Here is a 24,921-nt window from a genome sequence, read left to right as displayed (position 1 = left end):
TGCGGGACGTGGGCCGGGGCTCAGGCCCCGGTGCCGCCCCCGCCCGGAACGCCGGCGGCGGAGGGCATGACGTCGTCGATGAGGCCGTACGCCTTGGCCTCATCGGCGCTGAACCAGCGGTCGCGGTCGGCGTCCTTGGTCCACTTCTCCAGCGTCTGGCCGGTGTGCATGGCAGAGAGCTCGCCCAGACGCTTCTTCGTGCGCAGCAGCTGCTCGGCGTGGATCTTGATGTCCGAGGCCGAGCCGGCCAGGCCCGCGGACGGCTGGTGGATGAGGATCTCCGCGTTCGGCAGCGCGAAGCGCTTGCCCGGGGTGCCGGCGCTCAGCAGGAACTGACCCATCGAGGCGGCGAGGCCCATGGCGATGGTGACCACGTCGTTCTTGATGTACTGCATGGTGTCGTAGATCGCCATGCCCGCCGTGACCGAGCCACCCGGAGAGTTGATGTAGAGGTAGATGTCCTTGTCCGGATCAGCGGCCAGGAGAAGCAGCTGCGCCGTGATCTTGTTGGCGATGTCGTCGTCGACCGGCTGGCCGAGGAAAATGATCCGCTCGCCGAGCAGCCGGTTGTAGACCTGGTCGCCGAGGCCACCGAAGGTCGGCTCAGCGGCGGCGGAAGGCATCGGGATCGTCACGTGTCCACCTGCTCGTTGTCGGACGGCTCGGAGCCGCCTCAGCGTCGTCTTCAGGGGCCGGGGACCGCGCCGCGTGGTGCGTCCGGCGCGCTTACAGCAACTCCCCTGCCCTCGTATCTACGGACCCTAACGCGCAGGTCGGACAACGCCATCCCAGACCGAGAACTGTTCGCTGTGAGCGCAGGCTCACGGACCGGGACGACACACGGGCCCGAACACGCGGACGTGCGCGTTCGGGCCCGTGATCAGTCGGTCAGCGGTGCGGCCGGGGCTCAGCCCTCGGACTTCTCCGCCTGCTCGTCGGCCGGGGCGTCAGTGCCCTCGACCTCGGCGACGACGGCCTCGGCGGCCTCCGTCTCCTCTTCGTCCTCAAGGTCGACGACCTCGCCGTTGGTGTCCTTGACCGTGGCGGCCTCGACGACCACCGCGAGGGCCTTGCCGCGGGCGACCTCGCCCACCAGCATCGGCACCTGGCCACCCTCGACGACGGCCTGGGCGAACTGGTCGGGGCTCATGCCGGAGGACTGCGCACGCCGCATGAGGTGCTCGGTGAGCTCCTCCTGGCTGACGTTGAGCTTCTCCTTGTTGACCAGCTCGTCGAGGACGAACTGGGTCTTGATGCCCTTTTCGGCCTGCTCCTTGGTCTCGGCGTCGAACTCTTCCTCGGCCTTGCCCTGGATCTCCAGGTACTTCGCGAGGTCGAGGCCCATTTGGCCGAGCTGGTGGTGCTCCAGGTTGTGCTTGCGGGTACGGATCTCGTCCTCGAGCAGCTTCTCGGGGATCGGGACCTCGATCAGCCCGAGCAGCGCCTCCAGGACCTTCTCCTGGGCCTGGGTGGCCTGGTCGAACTTCTTCATCCGCTCCAGGCGCTTGCGGCTGTCCGCCTTGAGGTCGTCGAGGGTGTCGAACTCGCTGGCCATCTGGGCGAACTCGTCGTCCAGCTCGGGGAGTTCGCGGGCCTTGACCTCGGTGACGTCCACCTTCACCTCGGCCTCCTTGCCCTGGGCGGAGCCGCCCTTGAGCTCGGAGGTGAAGGTGGCGCTGCCGCCGGCCTCCAGGCCGGTGACGGCCTCGTCGATGCCGTCGAGGAGCTCACCGGAGCCGATGGTGTAGCTGACGCCGTTGGCGATGCCGTCGGCCAGCACCTCGCCATCGACCTTGGCCTCCAGGTCCACGGTCACCACGTCGCCGTCCTGGGCGGCGCGCTCGACCGCGCTGGTCGAGGCGAAGCGCTCACGCAGCTGCTCGACGGACTTGTCGACGTCCTCGTCCGACACCTCGACGGCGTCGACCTCGACCTCGATGCCGGAGTAGTCCGGGATCTCCAGGGCGGGGCGGATGTCGACCTCGGCGGTGAAGGCCAGCAGCTCGTTGTCCTTGAGCTCGGTGATGTCGACGTCGGGCTGACCGAGGACGTTGAGCTCGGCCTCGTTGACCGCGCTGGTGTAGAACTTCGGGAGCGCGTCGTTGACGGCCTCTTCCAGCACGGCGCCGCGACCGAACCGCTGGTCGATGACGCGAGCCGGGATCTTGCCGCGACGGAAGCCCTTCACCGTGACCTGCTGGTTGATCTTCTTGTACGCCGCGTCGAGGCTGTCCTTGAGCTCCTCGAAGGGCACCTCGACAGTGAGCCGAACCCGGGTCGGGTTCAGGGTCTCCACGGCGCTCTTCACGGTTCGGTCTCCTTGGGCTGACTTTGGGGTTTTGCCTGAGATCCGCCGGCGTCCGGCATGTCCCGGCCCGGCCGATCGCGCCCGGTACAGAGACATACGGGCACGCAGCTTGCATAGTAACCGCAAGGAGGAGGGCACCCACAACGCGATCTTGAACGGTCGCTTATGCCCGCTTTCCCTACATGCGGGACGAGTACCTACTGGTCGGGGTGGCCGGATTCGAACCGACGACCTTCCGCTCCCAAAGCGGACGCGCTACCAAGCTGCGCCACACCCCGTCGGTGCGACACGTAGGGTACATGGCCGCGGACGGTGTGGCTGCCCGTTATCCGGGAGCGCGATGCGGTGTGCGCGCGACCGCCTTCACCCGCTACGATGCTCTGCGTGCCGAGGTCTCAGCGACCGTTGGCGCTCGCGGGCGTAGCTCAATGGTAGAGCCCCAGTCTTCCAAACTGGCTACGCGGGTTCGATTCCCGTCGCCCGCTCGTAATGGGGAAAGCCCCGGACCATCCGGTCCGGGGCTTTTCGCGTTCCTGACGCTATCTTCGCGCGGCTTCCCCGCACCCCTCCTTCTCTCCTGCAACGGGAGTCCCTAGGGTGACCCGCATGGAGATCTGGCTCAATCCCGCGTGCTCGAAGTGCCGTGCCGCGGTGGAGATTTTGGACGCCGAGGGCGCCGACTACACCGTGCGGAAGTATCTGGAAGAGCCGCCGACCGCCGGCGAGCTGCGCGCCATGCTGGACCGACTGAGCCTGGAGCCCTGGGACATCACCCGGACCCAAGAGGCCGAGGCGAAGGAACTGGGCGTCGGGGCGTGGGAGCGCACCGACGCCGAACGGGACCGGTGGATCGAGGCGCTGGCAGCGCACCCCGGGTTGATCCAGCGGCCGATCATCACCGCCGACGACGGATCGGCGCTGGTGGGGCGCAGCGAGGATGCCGTGCGTGACGCACTGACGCGGACCCGGGGCGGACGGACGCCCTGAGCCCGGCCTGCGGACCGTGACCTGTTCCAGGAGCCTGCCCTAGAACGTGATGTGGTTGATGGTCTGCGCGATGGAATTCAGGAATCTGTTGATCGACGGCGCCATGCCCGTGGAGGCAAGGAAGAAGCCGAAAAGTATGGCGACGAACGCCGGACCGGCCTTGATCGCCTTCTGTCTGATCAGTACGACCAGGATGATTCCCAACATCAGGACAACTGATAGCGACAGAGCCACAACTGATCACACCCTTGGTCGGAACGCCTCACCGGCCCTGGGGCATGCCGCGCACACCCCCGGCACCCATCGTGCCATCAACTCCCTGCCCATTGCAGGCGGGTGACGAATCATCGGCCAACGCTTTGCTCGTTCCCGATTGTTCATCCCGTGCCGCTTCCAGTCGGTCCGGCAGGTCCTTGCACCCCGCCGGACCGACCCCCCAAAAGCTCCCGCACCGCCTCACAACGGTCACTGGTTAATGGTTTGGTAATCTAACTATTGACTAGTTCTTGACGCTGTCTTGACCTCGTGTGCGACCGGTACGTGCCCGGACTCACATCGACGGCGCATCGACGACGCATCAACGACCAGGAGGAACGGGCCCATCGGACACGCAGACACCCTGATCGCCATGGGCGGCGCTTTTCTTGCCGCCGCCGTCCTGGCCCGCCTCGGCGGCCGCATCGGACTCCCCACCATCCCCCTGTTCATCCTGGCCGGAATCCTGCTCGGCCCGCACACCCCCGGCATCGTGCTGGTCGCCGATCCGCACGACCTGGAGATGCTCTCCCTCCTCGGCCTGGTGCTGCTGCTCTTCTACCTGGGCCTGGAATTCCACGTCGACGACCTCAAGGCGGGCGGCCGGCGGATGGCGTTGGCCGGCGGCGCGTACCTGACGCTGAACGTCGGCGCCGGGCTCGGCTTCGGCTTCGCGCTCGGCTGGGGCACCTCCGAGGCACTGGTGCTCGCCGGGGTGCTCGGCATCTCGTCGTCCGCGATCGTCACCAAGGTCCTGGTCGACACCGGGCGGCTGGGAAATCCCGAGACCAAGCCGATCCTCGGCATCATCGTCGTCGAGGACATCTTCCTGGCCCTCTATCTGGCCGCGTTGCAGCCGGTGCTCTCCGGGGCCGACTCGCTCGCGGCGGCGGCGCCGGCCGCCGGGAAGGCGTTCGGCTTCCTGCTGCTGCTCGCCGCGGCGGCCCGTTGGGGTACCCGGCTCATCGGCCGGCTGATCGCCACCAAGGACAGCGAGCTGCTGGTGATCTCCTTCCTCGGCGCCGCCGTCCTGGTTGCCGGGATCTCCGAGTGGTTCGGGGTCGCCGACGCCATCGGGGCGTTCATGGTGGGGCTGATGCTCGGCGGGACGAGTTCTGGGCCGCGGATCCGGAAGCTGGTGCATCCGCTGCGGGACGCGTTCGGGGCGATCTTCTTCTTCGCGTTCGGGCTCTCCATCGACCCCGGTGACCTGCCGACGGTGGTGTGGCCGGTGCTGATCGCGGTGGCGCTGACCCTGCTGATGAACGTCCTCGCGGGGCTGGCGGCGGCCCGGATCCACGGCTTCGGTCCCGGGCCGGCCGCGAACATCGCCACCGCGCTGCTGGCCCGCGGCGAGTTCGCGCTGATCCTCGCGACGATGGCGGCGGGCGCCGGACTCGACGAGCGACTGCCCCCGTTCATCGCCGGTTACGTGCTGATCCTGGCCGTCCTCGGACCACTGGCGGCCGGCCGCTCCGGGCTGCTGGCACGGATGCTGCCGGGCGGCGGCGCGGGGCGGGAGGCCGAGCCCGGTGCGGCGGTCAGCTGTCCCGACAGATCAGCAGTAGCGCCCGGTCGTCGTTGACGTCCTTGGCGACGGCCTCGATCAGGTGCCAGGCGGCGCCGGCGAAGCCGCCGTGCACATACCGCTCGGCCTCGCCGGTCAGGCGGTCGATGCCCTCGGCGATGTCGCGGTCGGCGGCCTCCACCAGGCCGTCGGTGAACAGCATCAGGACGTCGCCGGGGCGCAGCGTCCCCTTGACCGGGTCGAACTGGGCGCCGTCGTAGACCCCGAGCAGCGGCCCCTCCCCCGCCTTCTCCTCCCAGCGGCCGGTGCCCGCGCTGAGTTGGAGGGCGGGGAGATGGCCCGCGGAGAACAGTTCGTAGTCGCCGGACTCCAGGTCGAGGACGAGGTGGACGGAGGTGGCGAAGCCCTCGTCCCAGTCCTGGCGCAGCAGGTAGCCGTTGGCGGCCGGCAGGAAGCCGTGCGGGGGGAGCGAGCCGAGCAGGCCGCCGAAGGCACCGGAGAGGAGCAGTGACCGGGACGCGGCGTCCATGCCCTTGCCGGAGACGTCGGTGAGCACGACCTCCAGGATGTTGCCGCCCTGGGTGCAGGAGGCCACCACGAAGTCGCCGGAGAAGGACTGGCCGCCGGCCGGGCGGAGCGCCATTTCGTGGTGCCAGCCCTTGGGGAGCTTGGGGAGTTTGCTCTGGACGCGGATCCGTTCGCGCAGGTCGAAGAGCATGGTGCCGCCGCGTCGCCAGGGCACGCCGACCCGGCTGCGGAACTGTGCGACCAGCAGCCCGGAGAGGCCGACCGCGGCCACCACCAGGACCGTGCCCGGGGTGATCCGGTCCCGGCCCTGGTCGTACGGGCCGAACAGGGCCGCCTCGACGATCAGGGCGGCGGCGGAGGCCGCGTACAGGACGAGGAGGTTGGCCGGCCGTAGCAGCAGGCCGCCGGCGATGATCGGGAGGACCAGTGCGGTCGGCGCGATCCACTCCGGGTGCCAGAGGGTGCCGCCGGCGATGGCCGGGACGGCGGCGAGCAGGGCGGCCAGCGCGAGCCAGTCGGAGCCGTCGCCGCGGAAGTAGTCGACACCGGCCTTGCGCATGCCGATCCGGGCCCGGTGCAGCCGTTTGCGCATCCGGGCCCTCAGGCTTTCCGCTCCCGCGCCGCGTGTCATTGTTCTGGGACCTTATCCACCCGTTCGGCGGCGCGTCGATTCGCCGCACGTCACCCCGGGGAATTGCGGGGAATTCGCGTTCGAAATGCGGTCGCGCGGCCGGAGAGCGGGCTGCTAGGGATGGCACATGACAACAGAGTTGCGGCCGTTGCGGGATGCCGACTGGGATGCCTGGTACGACAAGTTGGACGTGGCGTTCGGCGGGATCCCGGACGGGCCGGAGAGGCGCGCGTGGTGGCGGGCGATCACCGAGGTCGAGCGGGCGTTCGCGGTCCGGGACGGTGACGAGATCGTCGGCACCGGCGGATCGTTCTCGTTCGGACTAACGGTGCCGGGCGGGGCGGAGCTGGCCGTGGCCGGGGTCACCCTGATCAGCGTGCAGCCGACCCACCGGCGGCGCGGGGTGCTGCGCTCGATGATGCGGCACCAGCTGACGGACGTGCACGAGCGCGGGGAGGCGCTGGCGGTGCTGACCGCCACGGAGCCGGCGATCTACGGGCGGTTCGGGTACGGCCCGGCCACCCAGGAGCTGCGGATGACCGTGGACACGGTGCGGCTGGCCGCCCCGGACCTGCCGGGCGTGGACGGCGTCCGGCTGCGGCTGGTGGACCCGGCGGCCTCGCTGGCGGAGTGCGAGCGGGTCTATGCGGAGCTGGTGCCGACCCGGCCCGGGATGCTGGCGCGCCGCCCGCACTGGGAGCGGGGCGGGGCGCTCGACCCGGAGGGCGAGCGGAACGGGGCCGGCGCGCTGCAGTGCGTACTGGCCGAGGTGGACGGCGAGGTGCGGGGCTACGCCCGGTACGCCGTCAAGCCCGAGTGGGACCGCACCGGGCCGCGCGGGACGGTGCTGGTGCGCCAGATCGACGCGCTGGACCCGGTGGCCTACGCCGCGCTGTGGCGCTATCTGTTCGGGATCGACCTGACGGCGTCGGTGGCGGTGCGCGGCCGGCCGGTGGACGACCCGCTGCTGCACCTGGTGGCCGACCAGCGGCGGTGTGACATCGGGGTGCGGGAATCGCTGTTCGTCCGGCCGGTGGACGTCGGGGCGGCGCTGGCGGCCCGGACCTACCAGGCACCGGTGGACGTGGTGCTGGAGGTCACCGACGAGTTGTGCCCGTGGAACGCGGGGCGCTGGCGGCTGTCCGGCGACGCGAAGGGCGCGAGTTGCCAGCGGACCACCGATCCGGCCGAACTCGCGCTGTCCGTAAGGGAGTTGGGGTCGGCCTATCTGGGCGGGTTCACGCTGTCGGCGCTGGCCGGTGCCGGGCGGGTGCGGGAACTGCGGCCGGGGGCGCTGGCCGCAGCGTCGGTGGCGTTCGGGTCGGACCCGGCACCGTGGCTGCCGCACGGCTTCTGACGGTTACGGGCGCGGCCCGCCGCGTTCTTCAGGGGCGGGCGGCGGCGGGCTGGCAGGTGGGGCACCAGAAGAGGTTGCGGGCGGCGAGGTCGGCGGTGCGGACGGCACTGCCGCAGAGGTGGCAGGCGGCGCCGGTGCGGCGGTAGACGTAGACCTCGCCGCCGTGGTCGTCGACCCGGGGCGGGCGGCCCATGGCTTCCGGGGTGTGCTCGGGGCGGACGGTGTCGATCCGGTTGTTCTTCACGCCCTCCCGCATCAGGGCGACCAGGTCGGCCCAGACGGCGTCCCACTGGTCCCGGCGGAGGGCGCGGCCGGGGAGGTAGGGGTCGATGCCGTGTCGGAAGAGGACCTCGGCGCGGTAGACGTTGCCGACGCCGGCGATCACCTTCTGGTCGAGCAGCAGCGCGGCGATGGTGGTGCGGCTGCGGGTGATCCGCTGCCAGGCGCGGTCGCCGTCGTCGTCCGGCCGCAGCGGGTCGGGGCCCAGCCGGTCGTGTATCGCCTGCTTCTCGGCGTCGGTGATCAGCGCGCAGGCGGTGGGGCCGCGCAGGTCGGCGTGGTGGCCGGCGCCGACCAGCCGCAGCCGGACGGTGTCGGTGGGCGGCGGGGCAGGGGTGGTGCCGAAGCCGAGTTTGCCGAAGAGGCCGAGGTGGACGTGGATCCAGCGGTCCAGGCCGAAGCCGAGGAAGAGGTGCTTGCCGTGGGCCTCGGCGGTCTCCAGGACCTGGCCGTCGACGAGCGCCGCGCCCTCGGCGAACTTGCCCTGCGGACTGGCCACCCGGACCTTCCGCCCCTGGAACCGGTCGCGGTGGTCCGCGGCCAAGCGGTGGATCGTGTGCCCCTCGGGCATCGGGTGTCCTCCAGTGGGCGCGCCCGCTCTCCCGGTGGCCACCGGGGGAGCGGGCGACGGCGGGGTGCGGGGGTGTCAGTCCTGCTGCGGGTGGTGGGCCGGGATCGGGGGGAGCTCACCGGTGGTCTCGTAGGCGGAGAGCATCTCGATCCGGCGGGTGTGCCGCTCCTCGCCCGAGTACGGGGTGGCGAGGAAGACCTCGACGAAGCGGGTGGCCTCCTCGACGGTGTGCATCCGGCCGCCGACGGAGACGACGTTGGCGTTGTTGTGCTCGCGGCCGAGCTTGGCGGTCTCCTCGCTCCACGCCAGCGCGGCGCGGACGCCCTTGACCTTGTTGGCGGCGATCTGCTCGCCGTTGCCGGAGCCGCCGATCACGATGCCCAGGCCCTCCGGGTCGGCGGCGGTGCGCTCCGCGGCGCGCAGGCAGAACGGGGGGTAGTCGTCCTGGGCGTCGTAGATGTGCGGGCCGCAGTCGACGGGCTCGTGGCCGTGGGCCTTGAGCCAGTCGACGAGGTGGTTCTTGAGGTCGAAGCCGGCATGATCGGAGCCGATGTACACGCGCATGGCACGAGTGTGGCATGCCGTTCCCGGGGTAGACGCCATCGGGGCTGGGGCCCGCACTCCGGGCGCGGCCTGCCACTTCAGGCAACTCACCAGTAACGACAACGATCCGGATTCGGCTCTTCCAAACGGTCGTTAACAACGTTCTAATGCCTGGGTTCGACACCGAGAACCACCGAAGGACGGTGCACATGGGCGCGCACCCGCCTACTTCCCACGCGGTCCCCGCTGCCGGAGAACCCGGCAACGGCACCGCGAACCGGTCGCCTGACGGGCTCCAGGCCGGCCTCAAGAACCGCCATCTGTCCATGATCGCCATTGGCGGGGTCATCGGCGCCGGCCTCTTCGTCGGATCCGGGGCCGGTATCAAAGCCGCCGGCCCGGGGATCCTCCTCTCGTACGCGCTGACCGGTCTGCTGGTCGTGCTGGTGATGCGGATGCTGGGTGAGATGGCCGCGGCCTCCCCCACGTCCGGTTCGTTCTCCGCGTACGCGGACCGGGCCCTGGGCCGCTGGGCCGGCTTCACCATCGGCTGGCTGTACTGGTTCTTCTGGTCGGTGGTGCTGGCGGTCGAGGCGACCGCGGCGGCGTCGATCCTGACCGGCTGGATACCGGCGGTGCCGCAGTGGGCCTGGGCGCTGCTGGTGATGATCGTGCTGACCGGCACCAACCTGGTGTCAGTGGCCTCGTTCGGCGAGTTCGAGTTCTGGTTCGCCGGGATCAAGGTCGTGGCGATCGTGATCTTCATCGTGGTCGGCGCGCTGGCGATCTTCGGACTGCCGCCGGGGCACCACGCGGTGGGCACCGCGAACCTGTTGGACCACGGCGGATTCCTGCCGAAGGGACCGGGCGCGATCCTCTCCGGGATGCTGCTGGTGGTCTTCTCCTTCATGGGCAGCGAGATCGTCACGCTGGCGGCGAGCGAGTCGCCGAACCCGGTGGCGGCCGTCCGCAAGGCCGTGAACAGCGTGATCTGGCGGATCGCGCTCTTCTACATCGGGTCGATCGCGGTGATCGTGACCCTGCTGCCGTGGAACGACCCGGAGGTGGCCAAGAGCCCGTACGTGGCGGTGTTGAAGTCGCTGCACATCCCGTACGCGGACGTCGTGATGGACGTGGTCGTGCTGACCGCGGTGCTGTCCTGTCTGAACTCCGGGCTCTACACGGCGTCCCGGATGGCGTTCTCGCTCGGTGAGCGCGGCGATGCGCCGAAGGCGTTCGCAAAGGTCAACAAGGGCGGCGTCCCGGCGGTGGCGATCTGGGCGTCGGTGGCCTTCGGCTTCATCGCGACGATCTTCAGCTACACCTCGAAGGACACCGTCTTCCAGTTCCTGCTGAACTCCTCGGGCGCGGTGGCGCTCTTCGTCTGGCTGGTGATCTGCGTCTCGCAGCTGCGGATGCGCCGGATCATCGAGCGGGAGACGCCGGAGCGGCTGACGGTGCGGATGTGGCTGTACCCGTGGCTGACCTACGCCACCATCGCGCTGATCGTCTTCGTCGTGGGCTACATGTTCTACGACAAGGACGGCCGGGAGCAGATGGTGCTGTCGGTGGTGGCGGCCGCGGTCGTGCTGGTGGCCGGGCTGGTGCTCCAGAAGCGGCGGCCCCGTGAGGTGGCGGAGCCGGTGGCGACCGTGGAAGCACCCGAGAACGCGTAGGGGCCTCGGACGACGAACGGGGCCCGCACCCTTGGTGGGTGCGGGCCCCGTCGGCGTTTGTGCGGGTACTCAGCCGCGGCGGCCGGCCAGCTTCCAGGCGGTGGGCAGCGCCCCCATCGCCAGGGCGACCTTGAGGGCGTCGCCGATCAGGAACGGCACCATGCCGACGGCGACGGCCTGGCCGAAGGACAGGCCCGTGCTGAGCGCGAGGTAGGGGACGCCGATCGCGTAGATCAGGGCGTTGCCGGCGGCCATCGTGGCGGCGGTGCGGAGCACCCCGCGGTCGCCGCCGCGGCGGGCCAGCGCGCCCACGGCGGTGGCGGCGAGCAGCATGCCGAGGACGTAGCCGAAGGTGGCCCCGCCGGCGCCCGACGCGCCGCCCGCGAACCACGGCACGCCGGCCATGCCGGCCAGCGCGTAGAGCGCCATCGACAGCAGCCCGCGGCGGGCGCCGAGCGAGGTGCCCACGAGGAGGGCGGCGAAGGTCTGGGCGGTGACCGGGACCGGGGAGCCGGGGACCGGGATCGCGATCTGGGCGGCGATGCCGGTGATCACGGCGCCGCCGGCGACCAGTGCGGCGTCGCGGACGCGGGCGCGGGTGGCGGTGGCGGCCGGCAGCAGGTCGGCGAGGACCGCTCCAGAGGGGAGGGTGGGGGCGGCTGTGCTCATCAGGGGACTCCGCGGGTGTGAGGGGACCGTCCGGGGTGGAGCGGTCCGGCGGGACGTGATGACGTTAGTTCAGGGGGGCGGTGGCGATCATGTGCGAGCGGTGACAAAGCAGTACCGGCCCGCTTGGGGAGTTCCGGACAACGGCCAGAATGCCGGAGCCCGCCGGCACGCGGGGCGTCTTCGCAGGTCACGTGATGCTTGTCACGGACAAGGCGGTGGTGTGGTGCTGGTTTTGTGCTAGCCAGGGGCGGGCGGGGACACTGTGACGGCTCCGCGGTCACCTGTGGAGTTCCCCCAAACCGGGCGGCGATCCCGCCCTTGCGCCCCTTGCGAGAGTACGAGCCGATGCACGACGCACCGCCCCTGGTCGAGAAAGAGCCGCTGTCCGCGGGGCTCAAGCAGCGCCATCTGACGATGTTGGGTCTGGGCGGGGTGATCGGGGCGGGGCTGTTCGTGGGCTCCGGTGCGGGCATCGCGGTGGCCGGGCCGGGGATCGTGCTGTCCTATCTGATCGCCGGGGCGCTGGCGATGCTGGTCATGCGGATGCTCGGGGAGATGTCGGCGGCGATGCCGGCGTCCGGGGCGTTCTCGGTGCACGCGGAGCGGGCGCTCGGGCGCTGGGCCGGGTTCAGCGTGGGCTGGTTGTACTGGTTCCTGCTGGTGGTGGTGCTGGCGGTGGAGGCCACCGGGGCGGCGCAGATCGCGCACGGTTGGGTGCCGGCGGTGCCGCAGTGGGGGTGGGTGCTGCTCTTCATGGTCGTGTTCACCGTCGCCAACCTGGCCGCGGTGAAGAACTTCGGCGAGTTCGAGTTCTGGTTCGCGACGCTGAAGGTCACCGCGATCGTGCTGTTCCTGGCCTTGAGCCTGCTGGCGGTCTTCGGGGTGCTGCCGGAGACCTCGCCGGTGGGGCTGACCAATCTCACCGGGCACGGCGGGCTGCTGCCGCACGGCTGGTCCGGGGTGGTCTCCGGCGTGCTGGCCGTGGTGTTCGCCTTCGGTGGGCTGGAGGTGGTCACCATCGCGGCGGCCGAGTCGGACGATCCGGCGCGGGCGGTGGGCCGGGCGGTGCGCAGCGCCGTGTGGCGGATCCTCTTCTTCTACGTGGGCTCGATGCTGGTGATCGTCACGGTGCTGCCCTGGTCGTCGATGCAGCCGGGCAAGAGTCCGTACGTGATGGTGCTGGACCACGTCGGCGTGCCGGGCGCCGGGCAGATCATGAACATCGTGGTGTTCGTGGCGCTGCTGTCGGCGCTGAACGCCAATCTCTACGGTTCGTCGCGGATGGTGTTCTCGCTGGCCGAGCGCGGGGAGGCGCCGCGCGGGCTGTTGAAGGTGTCGGGCGGCGGGGTGCCGCGGCGGGCGGTGCTGGCGTCGGTGGCGTTCGGCTTCGTCTCGGTGCTGCTGAATCTGAAGTGGCCGGATTCGGTCTTCCTGTACTTGCTCAATGCGGTCGGTGCGGTGCTGCTGTTCGTCTGGGGGCTGATCGCCGTGTCCCAGTTGCGGCTGCGGCCCCAGATCGAGCGGGAGGCGCCGGAGCGGCTGGTGCTGCGGATGTGGGCGTTCCCGTATCTGACGTGGGTGGCGCTGGTGGCGATGGGCGTGGTGATCGTGCTGATGCTGACCGATGACACGGCCCGGCCGCAGTTGCTGTGGTCGGCCGGTGCGACCGCCGCGGTGCTGGTGGTGGCGGGTGCGCGGGAGTTGCGGGCGCGCCGGGTGCGGGGCTGAGGGCCGCCGCCGCCCGGGCGGGCGGGGCGCGGTCCGGGCCTGGGGACGGCTCCGGGGCGGCCCGGGCACATTTGAGACGTACCTCACATCTCACTGCATTCGACGATGTATCAGACACGCTCGGTCACGATCCCGTCTGAATAGCGAACAATCGCTGCACGACTGTTGCCCTGAGCGGACACGGCCACTCAGACTGAGCCAGCTTTGCCGAGGACCCCGGAGATGAGCCGTCCGCGGCCCCGGGAGAACGCAGTATCGCCCCGCCCGCATCTCACCTACTGGGACAGGTACGACATGAATCGGACACCCTCGTCCGCCGCGTCCGCCGGTGCGCGGAACGCCGCGGCCCCGGGCACCGGCCAGGACGACGGCGCACTGTCGCACGGCCTCAAGCAGCGCCACCTCTCGATGATCGCCCTCGGCGGGGTGATCGGGGCGGGGCTGTTCGTCGGCTCCCGCGAGGGCATCGCGGCGGCCGGCCCGTCGATCGTGCTGGCGTATGCCGTCTCCGGTGCACTGGTCATGCTCGTCATGCGGATGCTCGGCGAGATGTCCGCGGCCCACCCCTCCTCCGGCTCCTTCTCGGTGCACGCCGAGCGGTCCATCGGCTCCTGGGCCGGCTTCACGGTGGGCTGGATGTTCACCGCGCTGCTGTGCGTGGCGGTGGCGGCCGAGGCGCTGGGCGCCGCGGACGTGCTGCACCAGTGGTTCCCCTCCACCGAGCCGTGGATGTGGGTCCTGCTGATCATGGTGATCTTCACCGCGACCAACCTGACCGCGGTCGCCAACTTCGGTGAGTTCGAGTTCTGGTTCGCCGCCCTGAAGGTCGCGGCGATCGCCCTCTTCCTGATCCTGGGCGTGCTGGCCATCTTCGGCCTGCTGCCCGGCACCTCGGCGCCCGGCACCTCTCACCTGACCGGCGACGGCGGCTTCCTACCCAAGGGCGTCGACGGATTGATGGTCGGTCTGTTGGCGTCGGTGTTCGCCTACGGCGGCCTGGAGACGGTGACCATCGCGGCCGCCGAGTCCAAGGACCCGGCCCGCGGCGTGGCTCGCGCGGTGCGCACCGCGATGTGGCGGATCGCGCTGTTCTACGTCGGCTCGATGGCGATCATCGTCACCGTCATCCCGTGGAGCGCCCCGTCGATCGCCAAGAGCGGCCCGTACGTGGCGGTGCTCGACTACCTCAAGATCCCGGCGGCCGGCCAGATCATGAACGTGGTCATCCTGATCGCCCTGCTCTCCGCGGTGAACGCCAACATCTACGGCTCGTCGCGGATGGCCTACTCGCTGATCGCCCGCGGCCAGGGCCCGGCCTTCCTCGGCAAGGTGAGCAGCGGGGTGCCGCGCCGGACGGTGCTGCTGTGCGCCGCGTTCGGGTTCGTCGCGGTGCTCCTGAGCTTCTGGTGGCCGACCACGGTCTTCCAGTGGCTGCTCAACATGGTCGGCGCCGCCGTCCTGGTGGTCTGGGGCTTCATCGCCGTCGCCCAGCTGCGCACCCGGCGGCAGTTGGAGCGCGAGGCGCCCGAGAAGCTCATCGTGCGGATGTGGGCCTTCCCGTACCTGACGTGGGTGGCGCTGATCGGGGTCGTGGCGGTGCTGGTGCTGATGCTGCGCGACGACAACCAGCGGATCCAGCTGCTGTTCACCGGTGGCTTCGGCGTGGTGCTGGCGGTGGTCGGACTCGTCCGGCAGCGGGCGCTGAACAACCGGTAGTTCTCCTTCCGGACCCCTTCAGGCGGGGCGGGACCTCCTTCCGAGGTCCCGCCCCGCCTCCGTCTTTGGGACCAGGCCGCCCGCCATGACGGGCCCGTGATCATTCCTGCTGATAGCGTGCTCTTGCTCATTGTTTGCAACTACAGCGAATACGCAGCTTGGAGGCGGGGTCGATATGGCGACCTACACACTTCCGGAACTCCCCTACGACTATGCGGCGCTGGCGCCGGTCATCAGCCCCGAGATCATCGAGCTGCACCACGACAAGCACCACGCGGCGTACGTGAAGGGCGCCAACGACACCCTTGAGCAGCTCGCCGAGGCGCGCGACAAGGACCAGTGGGGCAACGTCAACGGCCTGGAGAAGAACCTCGCGTTCCACCTCTCCGGCCACATCCTGCACAGCATCTACTGGCACAACATGACCGGCGACGGCGGCGGCGAGCCGCTGGAGAAGGACGGCGTGGGCGAGCTGGCCGACGCCATCGCCGAGAGCTTCGGCTCGTTCGCCAAGTTCAAGGCGCAGCTGTCCAAGGCGTCGGCGACCACGCAGGGCTCCGGCTGGGGCGTGCTGGCCTACGAGCCGGTGACCGGCCGCCTCATCGTCGAGCAGATCTACGACCACCAGGGCAACGTCGGCCAGGGCTCGGTGCCGATCCTGGTCTTCGACGCCTGGGAGCACGCCTTCTACCTCCAGTACAAGAACCAGAAGGTCGACTTCATCGAGGCCATGTGGAACGTCGTGAACTGGCAGGACGTGGCCAAGCGGTACGCCTCCGCCAAGGAGCGTGCGAACAACCTGCTGCTGGTGCCGTGACCCGGTAGCCGGACGAGGCGTCCTGCCTCGTGATCGTCTTCTCACCCTTCACTTGGCAGGCGGAACAGAGCGAAGCCCCCGCGAGGACATGACTCGCGGGGGCTTCGTGCGTACCGGACGGGGCGGCCGGCCGACGGTCAGTCGAAGAGCGGAGCCTGGGTCCGCGTCCGCTTGAGCTCGAAGAAGCCCGGGATCGACGCCACCATCAGCGTGCCGTCCCACAGCCTGGCGGCCTGCTCGCCCTTGGGGGCGGGGGTGACGACCGGACCGAAGAAGGCGATCCGCCCGTCCGTCGCCCGACCTTCGCCCGCACCGTCGTACTCCGGCCCGGGGACCGCGATCACCGGGGTGCCGACCTCCTGGCCGACCAGGTCGATGCCCTCCTTGTGGGAGGCGCGCAGCTCGGCGTCGTAGGTGTCCTTGTCGGCGTACTCGATCAGGTCGGCGGGCAGGCCGGCGTCGGCGATGCCGGCCGCGAGGGAGTCGCGATTGATCCCCTCGCCGGCGGTGTGGAAGCGGTTGCCGAGCGCGGTGTAGAGCTTGCCGACGACCTCGTCGCCGTAGAGCTGCTGGGCGGCGATCACCACACGGACCGGGCCCCATGCCTTGCCGCCCGGGCGCATGTTCTCCGCGTACTGGGCGGGCAGTTCGTCGAGTTTGTTCTCGTTCAGCACGGCCAGGCTCATCACGTGCCAGCGCACCTGGACCGGGCGGAGCTTCTCCACCTCCAGCATCCAGCGGGAGGTCAGCCACGCCCACGGGCAGAGCGGGTCGAACCAGAAGTCTGCCGGGGTCTTCGCGGTCTCGGACACGGGGTCTCCTCTTGAGAGCATCAACGGTGTGGTTCCGTGCACGCTTCAACCGACGGCGCCCGTGCCATGATTCCCCGTGTTCGATATCCGAGACGAGGGCGAGGGAGGCACACCGTGCCAGGTGAGAATCTGTCCCGGGAAGAGGCACGCGAGCGGGGCCAACTGCTGGCGGTCGACGGCTACGACGTGGCGCTGGACGTCCGCTCAGCGGTCGCCCGGGGTGCGGACGCGACCACCTTCGGCTCCCGGACGACGATCCGCTTCCGCTGTGCCGAGCCCGGCGCGGCGAGTTTCGCGGACCTCCTGGCGCCCTCGGTCACCTCGGTCACCCTCAACGGCCGGGAACTGGACCCGGCCGAGGTCTTCGACGGCACCCGGATCGCGCTGACCGACCTGGCCGCCGAGAACACCCTGGTCGTCGACGCGCAGTGCGCCTACAGCCGCACCGGCGAGGGCCTGCACCGCTTCGTCGACCCCGAGGACGGCGAGGTCTACCTCTACACCCAGTACGAGCCCGCCGACGCGCGCCGGGTCTTCGCCACCTTCGAACAACCCGACCTGAAGGCCCCGTTCACCTTCGAGGTGACCGCGCCCGAGGGCTGGCTGGTGCTCAGCAACGGCGCCCAGGAGGGCCCCGCCGAGGCCGGCCGGCACCGCTTCGCGACGACCAAGCCGATCTCGACGTACATCACCGCCGTGATCGCCGGCCCGTACCACTACGTCACCGACACCTACCGCCGCACCTTCGATGGGGGTACCTCCCGTTCGAGCGCAGCCGAGAATGGGGGAGGCACCGAGCTGACGGTCCCCCTCGGCGCGCTCTGCCGCAAGGGGCTGGCCCGGCACTTCGACGCGGACGACGTCTTCACCGTCACCAAGCAGGGCCTGGACTTCTTCCACGACCACTTCGACTTCCCGTACCCGTTCGGGAAGTACGACCAGGCGTTCGTGCCGGAGTACAACCTCGGCGCGATGGAGAACCCCGGCTGCGTCACCTTCCGCGAGGAGTTCATCTTCCGTGGCAAGGTCACCGAGGCGTCCTACGAGCGCCGAGCCAACGTCATCCTGCACGAGATGGCGCACATGTGGTTCGGCGACCTGGTCACCATGCACTGGTGGGACGACCTGTGGCTGAAGGAGTCCTACGCGGACTTCATGGGCAGCTTCGCGCAGGTGGGCGCGACCCGCTTCACGGACGGCTGGATCACCTTCGCCAACCGCCGCAAGTCCTGGGCGTACCGCGCCGACCAGCTGCCCTCCACCCACCCGATCACCGCCGACATCCGCGACCTGGAGGACGCCAAGCTCAACTTCGACGGCATCACCTACGCCAAGGGCGCCAGCGTCCTCAAGCAGCTGGTGGCGTACGTCGGCCAGGACGCGTTCCTGGAGGGCGCCCGGCGCTACTTCAAGCGGCACGCCTACGGCAACACCCGGCTGGCGGACCTGCTGACGGTGCTGGAGGAGACGTCGGGGCGGGACCTGGCGGCCTGGTCCCGCGCCTGGCTGGAGACGGCCGGCGTCAACTCCCTCACCCCGCAGGTCACCTATGACGCGCAGGACCGGATCACCGAGCTGAGCATCCTCCAGGAGGCCGCACCCAGCCACCCGGAGCTGCGGCCGCACCGGGTCGCGGTGGGCCTCTACCGCCGGCTGGACGCCGACTCGGCGCTGGTCCGCTACGCCCGCGCCGAGGTGGACGTAGCCGGGCCGCGGACCGCGGTGCCGGAGCTGGCCGGGGTCGAGCGGCCGGAGCTGATCCTGGTCAACGACGAGGACCTGACGTACTGCAAGACCCGGTTCGACGAGGGGTCGCTGGCCACCCTGCGGGCCCGGCTCGGCGATCTGACCGACCCGATGGCGCGGGCGCTGTGCTGGGCCGCGGTGTGGGGACTGACCCGGGACGGGCTGATGCCGGCCCGCGACTTCCTGGACCTGGTGCGGCGGTTCGCCGGGGCGGAGAGCGTCATCGGGGTGCTCCAGTCGGTGCTCGGCCAGGCGGAGGCGGCGCTGGAGCACTACGTCGCGCCCGAGTACCGCGAGCGGACCACCCGCGAGCTGTCCGAGGGCGCGCTGCGCGAACTGCGGCTGGCCGAGCCCGGCAGCGGCCACCAGCTGAGCTGGGCCCGGCACTTCGCCGCGGTGGCCACCACCGCGGCCGACCTCCAGCTGCTCCGGGGACTGCTGGACGGCACCGCGAAGATCGACGGGCTGGCGGTGGACCAGGAGCTGCGCTGGGCGTTCCTGCTGCCGCTGGCCGCGCACGGGGTCGCCGACGAGGCGGCGATCGACGCCGAACTGGCCCGCGACGACACCGCGTCCGGCAAGCGCCACCAGGTGCGCTGCCTGGCCGCCCGCCCCTCGGCCGACGTCAAGGCGGCGGCCTGGGCGGACGTGGTGGACTCCGACGCGCTCTCCAACGCCCTGGTCGAGGCGACCCTCAGCGGCTTCGCGCAACCGGCGCAGCGGGAACTGCTGGTGCCGTACGCGCCGCGCTACTTCGCGGTGATCGAGCGGATCTGGCGGGAGCGGTCCATCGAGATCGGGATGTCCGTGGTGCGCGGGCTGTTCCCGTCCTGGCAGGTGGACCGGGCCACGCTGGAGGCGGCGGACGCCTGGTTGGCGGAGCGTCCGGAGGCCGCGCCCGCGCTGCGCCGACTGGTGCGGGAGGAGCGGGACGACCTGGCGCGGGCGCTGCGCGCACAGGCTTGTGACGAGGCGGCCGGTCCCAGGCCGTAACCCGGCCCGCGACCAGTAGTCATCGGCCGTCGAACGCCCGTACTTGAGGGCGGGATTGTCCCGCTTGTGACACAGGCGGGTAACAGCGGTTAGGGGGCGGAGCGGGGCCGGGAATCGACCGGGCATGAACCACGACACCCCGCTCTCCCCGCTCCCCCTCCACCACCTCGCCGACGGCCGCTGCCCGGTGCTGACGACCCATCAACTGCGGGCGCACGGCGTACCACCCGCCGAGATCACCGAGCGCTGCCGGCCGGGCGGCCCCTGGCAGCAGCTGCTGCCCGGCGTCCACCTGCTCCACCAGGGGCCGCCCACCAGCGAGGAGCGGCTGCACGCCGCGCTGCTCTACGCCCGGCACCGCGGCCCGTCCGTGCCGGCCCAGCCGCGAGCCGCGGAAGCCGGCCAGGAACCGATGATCACCGGACTGGCGGCGCTCGCCCTGCACGGCTTCGCCGCCGCTCCCCCGCTGCTCTCCCTGGACCGCATCGAGGTACTGGTGGCGCGCACCCGGCGGCTGCGCTCGGCGGGGTTCGCGGGGATCGTCCGGGGCGCCGACCTGCCGGCCCCGCAGGACGTCACCGGGGTGCCCACCGCCCCCGTCCCACGGGCCCTGGCGGACGCGGTGGCCGGCCTCACCGACGGAACCGTGGTGCGCCGACTGCTGACCGAGGCGGTGCGCGGCGGGCACTGCGAGGCGACCGCGGTGGTGCGGGAGCTGAGCCGGGCCCGGCTGCTGACCCGGCCGCACGTGGTGGACGCGGTCGACGCCCTGATGGCCGAGGGCCGGGCCCTGGCCGAGCAGCGGCTCTACGACCTGGTGCACGCCTACGGGCTGCCCGACCCGCTGTGGAACGTCGACCTGCGGCTGCCGGGCGGCCCGTACCTGGGCGGGGTGGACGCGTACTGGCCGGAGTACGGAGTGGCCGTGGAGATCGACACCAGCACCCCGCGCCCGTCCGACCACGGCCGTACCGACACGCCCCGGGACGAGCACCGGGAGCGCCTGGAGCGGCTCGGCATCAGCCTCGTCCGGTGCCGGCCGCGGACCCTGCGGGAGACCCCGGAGCAGCAGGCCACGGTGGTGCGGACGGCGCTGATGGCGGCGGCGGACCGGGAGCCGACGCGGTACGTGGTGGTCCTCCCGCACTGACCGCACCACCAGGCGAGGTAACGGTCCGCGACCAACGGACACGCTCCGTGGGGAACCGTGCGGCCCGCAACTCCATCTGTTGGAACGGATTGGACAAGGCGACGGGTCTCACACACATGATGGGAGCGCCACTGAGCAGGTGTTCCAGCAGACACCCGGAGCCGGGCCAGCGGGCCAGGTCAGAAAGAAGGAGTCCCATGAGGATCGGTATCGTCGGAGCGACCGGACAGGTCGGCAGCGTGATGCGGCGCATTCTCGCCGAGCGCAACTTCCCGGTCGAGCAGCTGCGGCTGTTCGCTTCGGCCCGGTCCGCCGGACGGACGCTGCCCTGGCAGGACACCGAGATCACGATCGAGGACGCGGCCACCGCCGACTACTCCGGTCTGGACATCGTGCTCTTCTCGGCCGGTGGCGCCACCTCCAAGGCGCTGGCGGAGAAGGTCGCCGCCGCCGGCCCGGTCGTGATCGACAACTCCTCGGCCTGGCGCCGTGACCCGCAGGTTCCGCTGGTGGTCGCCGAGGTCAACCCGCAGGCCATCGCCGACCGGCCCAAGGGCATCATCGCCAACCCGAACTGCACGACCATGGCCGCCATGCCGGTGCTGCGCCCGCTGCACGAGGAGGCCGGGCTGGTCTCCCTGGTCGTCGCCACCTACCAGGCGGTCTCCGGCAGCGGCCTGGCCGGCGTCGCCGAGCTGGACGGACAGGCCCGCAAGGTCATCGAGCAGGACGCCACCAAGCTGACGCACGACGGCGCGGCGGTGGAGTTCCCCGACCCGGAGACCTACGTCCGCCCGATCGCCTTCAACGTCCTGCCGATGGCCGGCTCGATCGTCGACGACGGGCTGAACGAGACCGACGAGGAGCAGAAGCTCCGCAACGAGAGCCGCAAGATCCTGGACATCCCGGAGCTGAAGGTGTCCGGCACCTGCGTCCGCGTCCCGGTCTTCACCGGCCACTCCCTCCAGGTCAACGCCCGCTTCGCGCGCCCGCTCTCCCCCGAGCGCGCCCAGGAACTGCTGGCCGGCGCCCCCGGTGTCGCGCTCTCCGACGTCCCCACCCCGCTCCAGGCCGCCGGCCAGGACGCCTCCTTCGTGGGCCGGATCCGCCGCGACGAGACCGTCGACAACGGCCTGGCGCTGTTCGTCGCCAACGACAACCTCCGCAAGGGCGCCGCGCTCAACGCCGTCCAGATCGCCGAGCTGGTCGCCGCCGAGCTGCACGGCTGACCCGCCCCGCACCCGACGCACCGCGGCCGGTGCCGGTACGGATCCGTTCCGTACCGGCACCGGCCGCCGGTCTTCGCGCGCCCCTACCCCCGTCAGGGGCGCCGCACCTCGTACAGGAAGCAGCCGTACTCCACCGCCCGGACGTGGACGAGCGCCACCTCCGGGTCGGCGAACGCCTCGTCGAAGGCCGCCTCGAAGCCGGCCGTGGCGTCCTCGGGGATCTCGAAGCACCGCCCGCCGGCGATCCGGCCCTGCCGGTCGTAGCGCCGCAGGGTCCGCAGCGATCCGGTGTGGGCGTGGGGGTAGCCGTCGGCCGCCGGGTCCGGCCCCGGGCACTCCTCGGCGTGGATGAACACCGGCCCCTGCTCGTCGTAGGCCCCGGGGGTGGCGCCGGTCTCCGCCGCCCAGCGGCGCAGCGGCGCGTAGGACACCAGGGCCACCCGCTCGCCCTCCTCGATGGCCCGCAGGCAGCAGCGCAGCGGGCTACCGACGCAGTCCAGCGGCACTCCGTCCGCGCGGGCGGGGTACGGCTCCGTCGGGCGGCCGGCGTCGTCGGTGCCGCGCAGCTCCTTGAGCGTGGCGGCCGGTATGGGAAGCGGTGCGTATGTGGTCATGCGGCCAGCCTGGGCGGTCCGCGGCCGGGCCGCTGGCGGGATCCGGACGTCGTCCTGGACGCGGCGGTGCCGTGGAAGGATGGTCGGACGATGCGCTGACGGATTGTGATGGAGAAGGAGAGCGACGGGTGCCTGGTACGAATCTGACCCGGGAAGAGGCCCAGGAACGGGCGCGGCTGCTGACCGTGGACGCGTACGACATCGAGCTGGACCTGAGCGGGGCGCAGGGGGGAGGCACGTTCCGGTCGGTGACGACGGTCCGGTTCGACGTCGCCGATGGGGGCGGCGCGGAGTCGTTCATCGATCTGGTCGCGCCGACCGTGCACGAGGTGGTGCTCAACGGCACGGCGCTCGACGCGGCGGCGGTGTTCCAGGACTCGCGGATCGCGCTGGCCGGGCTGCGGGAGGGCCGCAACGAGCTGCGGGTGGTCGCCGACTGCGCGTACACCAACAGCGGTGAGGGTCTGCACCGGTTCGTCGACCCGGTGGACCAACAGGCGTACCTGTACACGCAGTTCGAGGTGCCGGACGCCCGTCGGGTGTTCGCCAGTTTCGAGCAGCCGGACCTGAAGGCCACGTTCCGGTTCACCGTGACGGCGCCCCGGGGCTGGACGGTGATCTCGAACTCGCCGACGCCGGAGCCGGGCGGCGCGGACGGCACGGTCTGGGAGTTCGCGCCCACGCCGCGGATCTCCACGTACATCACGGCGCTGATCGCCGGCCCGTACCACAGCGTGCACAGCACCTGGGACGGCGCCGACGGCCGGTCGGTGCCGCTGGGGATCTACTGCCGGCCGTCGCTGGCCGAGCACCTGGACGCGGAGGAGATCTTCGCGGTCACCCGGCAGGGCTTCGACTGGTTCCAGGAGAAGTTCGACTACGCCTACCCGTTCGCCAAGTACGACCAGCTCTTCGTGCCGGAGTTCAACGCCGGGGCGATGGAGAACGCCGGTGCGGTCACCATCCGCGACCAGTACGTCTTCCGCTCGAAGGTGACGGACGCGGCCTACGAGGTGCGTGCCGAGACGATTCTGCACGAGCTGGCGCACATGTGGTTCGGCGACCTGGTCACCATGGAGTGGTGGAACGACCTCTGGCTGAACGAGTCGTTCGCGACCTACACCTCGATCGCCTGCCAGGCGTACGCACCGGGCAGCAAGTGGCCGCACTCCTGGACCACGTTCGCCAACTCCATGAAGACCTGGGCCTACCGGCAGGACCAACTGCCGTCCACCCACCCGATCATGGCGGAGATCCGCGACCTGGACGACGTCCTGGTCAACTTCGACGGCATCACCTACGCCAAGGGCGCCAGCGTCCTCAAGCAGCTGGTGGCCTACGTCGGCATGGACGAGTTCTTCAAGGGCGTGCAGGCGTACTTCAAGGCGCACGCGTTCGGCAACACCCGGCTGAGCGACCTGCTCGGGGCGCTGGAGGAGACCAGTGGCCGGGACCTTGCCACCTGGTCGAAGAAGTGGCTCCAGACGGCCGGCATCAACATTCTGCGGCCGGAGATCGAGGTGGCCGAGGACGGCACCGTCACCGCGTTCGCGGTGCGGCAGGAGGCGCCGGCGCTGCCGACCGGGGCGAGGGGTGAGCCCGTCCTGCGGCCGCACCGGATCGGCATCGGCTACTACGACCTCACCGACGGCAAGCTGGTCCGCACCGGCGGCGTCGAGCTGGACGTGGACGGCGAACGGACCGAGGTGCCGTTCCCGGCGGGCTTCCGCCGGCCGGACGTGATCCTGCTCAACGACGGCGACCTGTCGTACGCCAAGGTGCGGCTGGACGAGCAGTCGCTGAAGGTCGTCACCGAGCACCTCGGGGACTTCACCGAGTCGCTGCCGCGGGCACTGTCGTGGGCCTCGGCCTGGGACATGACCCGGGACGCCGAACTGCCCGCCCGCGACTACCTCGCGCTGGTGCTCTCCGGCATCGGCAAGGAGACCGACATCGGCGTGGTCCAGTCGCTGCACCGCCAGGTGAAGCTGGCACTGGACCTGTACGCGGCGCCGGAGTGGCGCGAGAGCGGCCTGGCCACCTGGACCGAGGCGACGCTCGCGCACCTGCGGGCGGCCGCGCCGGGCAGCGACCACCAGCTGGCGTGGGCCCGGGCGTTCGCCGCGTCGGCCCGCACCGGCGACCAGCTGGACCTGCTCCAGGGCCTGCTGGACGGCACCCAGGAGATCCCCGGGCTGGCCGTGGACACCGAGCTGCGCTGGGCGCTGCTGGAGCGGCTGGCGGCCACCGGCCGGGCGGACGAGTCGGCGATCGCCGCCGAGCTGGCGCGGGACGCGACCTCGGCGGGCGAGCGGCACGCGGCGACGGCACGCGCCGCGCGGCCCACCGTGGCGGCGAAGGCCGAAGCCTGGGCGTCGGTCGTGGAGTCCGACGAGCTGCCCAACGCCGTGCAGGAGGCCGTCATCGGCGGCTTCGTCCAGCCGGACCAGCAGGAACTGCTGGCGCCCTACACCGCGAAGTACTTCGAGGCGGTCAAGGACGTCTGGGACAAGCGCAGCCACGAGATGGCACAGCAGGTCGTGGTGGGCCACTACCCGGCCCTCCAGGTCTCCCAGGAGACCCTGGAGGCCACCGACGCCTGGCTGGCGAAGGCCGACCCGAGCCCGGCCCTGCGCCGGCTGGTGACGGAGTCCCGGGCCGGCGTCGAGCGGGCCCTGAAGGCCCGGGCGGCGGACGCGGCCGCCGGGGCCTGACCTCCTCGCGCACCACGGACGCGGGCGTGCCCCGGAACCAGGTCGGTTCCGGGGCACGCCCCTTTTCCGC

General features: G+C 70.9%; 20 protein-coding genes and 2 tRNA genes. 12 read left to right on the top strand and 10 right to left on the bottom strand.

Annotation, left to right across the window (positions count from 1 at the left end):
• Positions 1-20 precede the first annotated feature (20 nt).
• From ACO0M4_RS25010 to ACO0M4_RS25000, 3 genes are all read right to left on the bottom strand, one after another.
• Positions 21-623 carry an ATP-dependent Clp protease proteolytic subunit gene (locus ACO0M4_RS25010; protein WP_430373929.1) on the bottom strand — a complete coding sequence of 201 codons (603 nt, stop codon included), beginning with the start codon at positions 621-623 and terminating at the stop codon, positions 21-23.
• A 284-nt stretch (positions 624-907) separates the two neighbouring features.
• Positions 908-2,308: a trigger factor gene (tig, locus tag ACO0M4_RS25005; RefSeq protein ID WP_430373155.1), complete on the bottom strand. Its 1,401-nt coding sequence runs from the start codon at positions 2,306-2,308 to the stop codon at positions 908-910.
• Positions 2,309-2,509: 201 nt separating this feature from the next.
• Positions 2,510-2,586, bottom strand: a tRNA-Pro gene (locus tag ACO0M4_RS25000).
• Positions 2,587-2,722: 136 nt separating this feature from the next.
• On the opposite strand from ACO0M4_RS25000, the gene ACO0M4_RS24995 reads away from it, so the two are divergent.
• Together ACO0M4_RS24995 and ACO0M4_RS24990 are read left to right on the top strand one after the other, a co-directional pair.
• Positions 2,723-2,793: transfer RNA gene (locus ACO0M4_RS24995), tRNA-Gly, on the top strand.
• A 121-nt stretch (positions 2,794-2,914) separates the two neighbouring features.
• A complete protein-coding gene (locus ACO0M4_RS24990) occupies positions 2,915-3,295 on the top strand; it encodes an arsenate reductase family protein (protein ID WP_430373154.1) in 381 nt (126 codons plus the stop codon).
• Between the two features lie 39 nt (positions 3,296-3,334).
• Here ACO0M4_RS24990 and ACO0M4_RS24985 read toward each other — a convergent pair whose 3' ends face one another.
• Positions 3,335-3,529, bottom strand: coding sequence for a hypothetical protein (locus ACO0M4_RS24985; RefSeq protein ID WP_037635111.1), 195 nt, complete (start codon positions 3,527-3,529; stop codon positions 3,335-3,337).
• Positions 3,530-3,923: 394 nt separating this feature from the next.
• On the opposite strand from ACO0M4_RS24985, the gene ACO0M4_RS24980 reads away from it, so the two are divergent.
• On the top strand, positions 3,924-5,135 hold the full coding sequence (locus tag ACO0M4_RS24980) for a cation:proton antiporter (protein WP_430373153.1): 1,212 nt from the start codon (positions 3,924-3,926) through the stop codon (positions 5,133-5,135).
• Here the strand turns inward: ACO0M4_RS24980 and ACO0M4_RS24975 are convergent.
• Complete coding sequence (locus ACO0M4_RS24975) at positions 5,092-6,237, bottom strand: PP2C family protein-serine/threonine phosphatase (protein ID WP_430373152.1); 1,146 nt, start codon at positions 6,235-6,237, stop codon at positions 5,092-5,094. The genes ACO0M4_RS24980 and ACO0M4_RS24975 overlap by 44 nt on opposite strands.
• A 127-nt stretch (positions 6,238-6,364) precedes the next feature.
• Here ACO0M4_RS24975 and ACO0M4_RS24970 point away from each other — a divergent pair, with 127 nt between their 5' ends.
• Positions 6,365-7,594, top strand: coding sequence for a GNAT family N-acetyltransferase (locus ACO0M4_RS24970; protein WP_430373151.1), 1,230 nt, complete (start codon positions 6,365-6,367; stop codon positions 7,592-7,594).
• Between the two features lie 28 nt (positions 7,595-7,622).
• On the opposite strand, the gene ACO0M4_RS24965 is transcribed toward ACO0M4_RS24970, so the two are convergent.
• Together ACO0M4_RS24965 and ACO0M4_RS24960 are read right to left on the bottom strand one after the other, a co-directional pair.
• Entirely contained in the window at positions 7,623-8,444 is an 822-nt protein-coding gene (locus ACO0M4_RS24965) for an Fpg/Nei family DNA glycosylase (protein ID WP_430373150.1), read from the bottom strand.
• Between the two features lie 75 nt (positions 8,445-8,519).
• A complete protein-coding gene (locus tag ACO0M4_RS24960) occupies positions 8,520-9,008 on the bottom strand; it encodes a ribose-5-phosphate isomerase (RefSeq protein ID WP_390024400.1) in 489 nt (162 codons plus the stop codon).
• A 188-nt stretch (positions 9,009-9,196) separates the two neighbouring features.
• Between ACO0M4_RS24960 and ACO0M4_RS24955 the strand changes: the two genes are divergently transcribed.
• Positions 9,197-10,663, top strand: a complete 1,467-nt coding sequence (locus ACO0M4_RS24955) for an amino acid permease (protein WP_430373928.1) — start codon at positions 9,197-9,199, stop codon at positions 10,661-10,663.
• A 69-nt stretch (positions 10,664-10,732) separates the two neighbouring features.
• Here the strand turns inward: ACO0M4_RS24955 and ACO0M4_RS24950 are convergent, their stop codons facing one another.
• Entirely contained in the window at positions 10,733-11,332 is a 600-nt protein-coding gene (locus tag ACO0M4_RS24950) for a biotin transporter BioY (RefSeq protein ID WP_430373149.1), read from the bottom strand.
• 345 nt (positions 11,333-11,677) lie between these two features.
• Here ACO0M4_RS24950 and ACO0M4_RS24945 point away from each other — a divergent pair, with 345 nt between their 5' ends.
• From ACO0M4_RS24945 to ACO0M4_RS24935, 3 genes are all read left to right on the top strand, one after another.
• Positions 11,678-13,060 (top strand): amino acid permease, encoded by a 1,383-nt coding sequence (locus ACO0M4_RS24945; RefSeq protein WP_430373148.1) that lies wholly within the window; start codon positions 11,678-11,680, stop codon positions 13,058-13,060.
• A 294-nt stretch (positions 13,061-13,354) separates the two neighbouring features.
• The gene (locus tag ACO0M4_RS24940) at positions 13,355-14,776 is read left to right on the top strand and encodes an amino acid permease (protein WP_430373147.1); all 1,422 of its coding nucleotides are present in this window, start codon (positions 13,355-13,357) and stop codon (positions 14,774-14,776) included.
• Positions 14,777-14,951: 175 nt separating this feature from the next.
• Positions 14,952-15,593 (top strand): superoxide dismutase, encoded by a 642-nt coding sequence (locus tag ACO0M4_RS24935; protein ID WP_430373146.1) that lies wholly within the window; start codon positions 14,952-14,954, stop codon positions 15,591-15,593.
• Between the two features lie 137 nt (positions 15,594-15,730).
• Here ACO0M4_RS24935 and ACO0M4_RS24930 read toward each other — a convergent pair whose 3' ends face one another.
• The gene (locus tag ACO0M4_RS24930; protein WP_430373145.1) at positions 15,731-16,426 is read right to left on the bottom strand and encodes a DsbA family protein; all 696 of its coding nucleotides are present in this window, start codon (positions 16,424-16,426) and stop codon (positions 15,731-15,733) included.
• 93 nt (positions 16,427-16,519) lie between these two features.
• On the opposite strand from ACO0M4_RS24930, the gene pepN (ACO0M4_RS24925) reads away from it, so the two are divergent.
• From pepN (ACO0M4_RS24925) to ACO0M4_RS24915, 3 genes are all read left to right on the top strand, one after another.
• Positions 16,520-19,144, top strand: coding sequence for an aminopeptidase N (pepN, locus tag ACO0M4_RS24925; RefSeq protein WP_430373144.1), 2,625 nt, complete (start codon positions 16,520-16,522; stop codon positions 19,142-19,144).
• A 124-nt stretch (positions 19,145-19,268) separates the two neighbouring features.
• Complete coding sequence (locus tag ACO0M4_RS24920) at positions 19,269-20,294, top strand: hypothetical protein (RefSeq protein ID WP_430373143.1); 1,026 nt, start codon at positions 19,269-19,271, stop codon at positions 20,292-20,294.
• A 197-nt stretch (positions 20,295-20,491) separates the two neighbouring features.
• The gene (locus tag ACO0M4_RS24915; protein WP_430373142.1) at positions 20,492-21,523 is read left to right on the top strand and encodes an aspartate-semialdehyde dehydrogenase; all 1,032 of its coding nucleotides are present in this window, start codon (positions 20,492-20,494) and stop codon (positions 21,521-21,523) included.
• A 92-nt stretch (positions 21,524-21,615) separates the two neighbouring features.
• Here the strand turns inward: ACO0M4_RS24915 and ACO0M4_RS24910 are convergent, their stop codons facing one another.
• A complete protein-coding gene (locus tag ACO0M4_RS24910) occupies positions 21,616-22,137 on the bottom strand; it encodes a DUF1203 domain-containing protein (RefSeq protein WP_430373141.1) in 522 nt (173 codons plus the stop codon).
• A 128-nt stretch (positions 22,138-22,265) separates the two neighbouring features.
• On the opposite strand from ACO0M4_RS24910, the gene pepN (ACO0M4_RS24905) reads away from it, so the two are divergent.
• Positions 22,266-24,851: an aminopeptidase N gene (gene pepN, locus ACO0M4_RS24905; protein ID WP_430373140.1), complete on the top strand. Its 2,586-nt coding sequence runs from the start codon at positions 22,266-22,268 to the stop codon at positions 24,849-24,851.
• Positions 24,852-24,921 lie beyond the last annotated feature (70 nt).

This window comes from Streptomyces sp. RGM 3693, from assembly GCF_050471125.1.
Lineage (GTDB): Bacteria > Actinomycetota > Actinomycetes > Streptomycetales > Streptomycetaceae > Streptomyces.
Note: the sequence above shows the minus strand (reverse complement) of the source record. Positions and strands in the feature narration are given on the sequence as shown.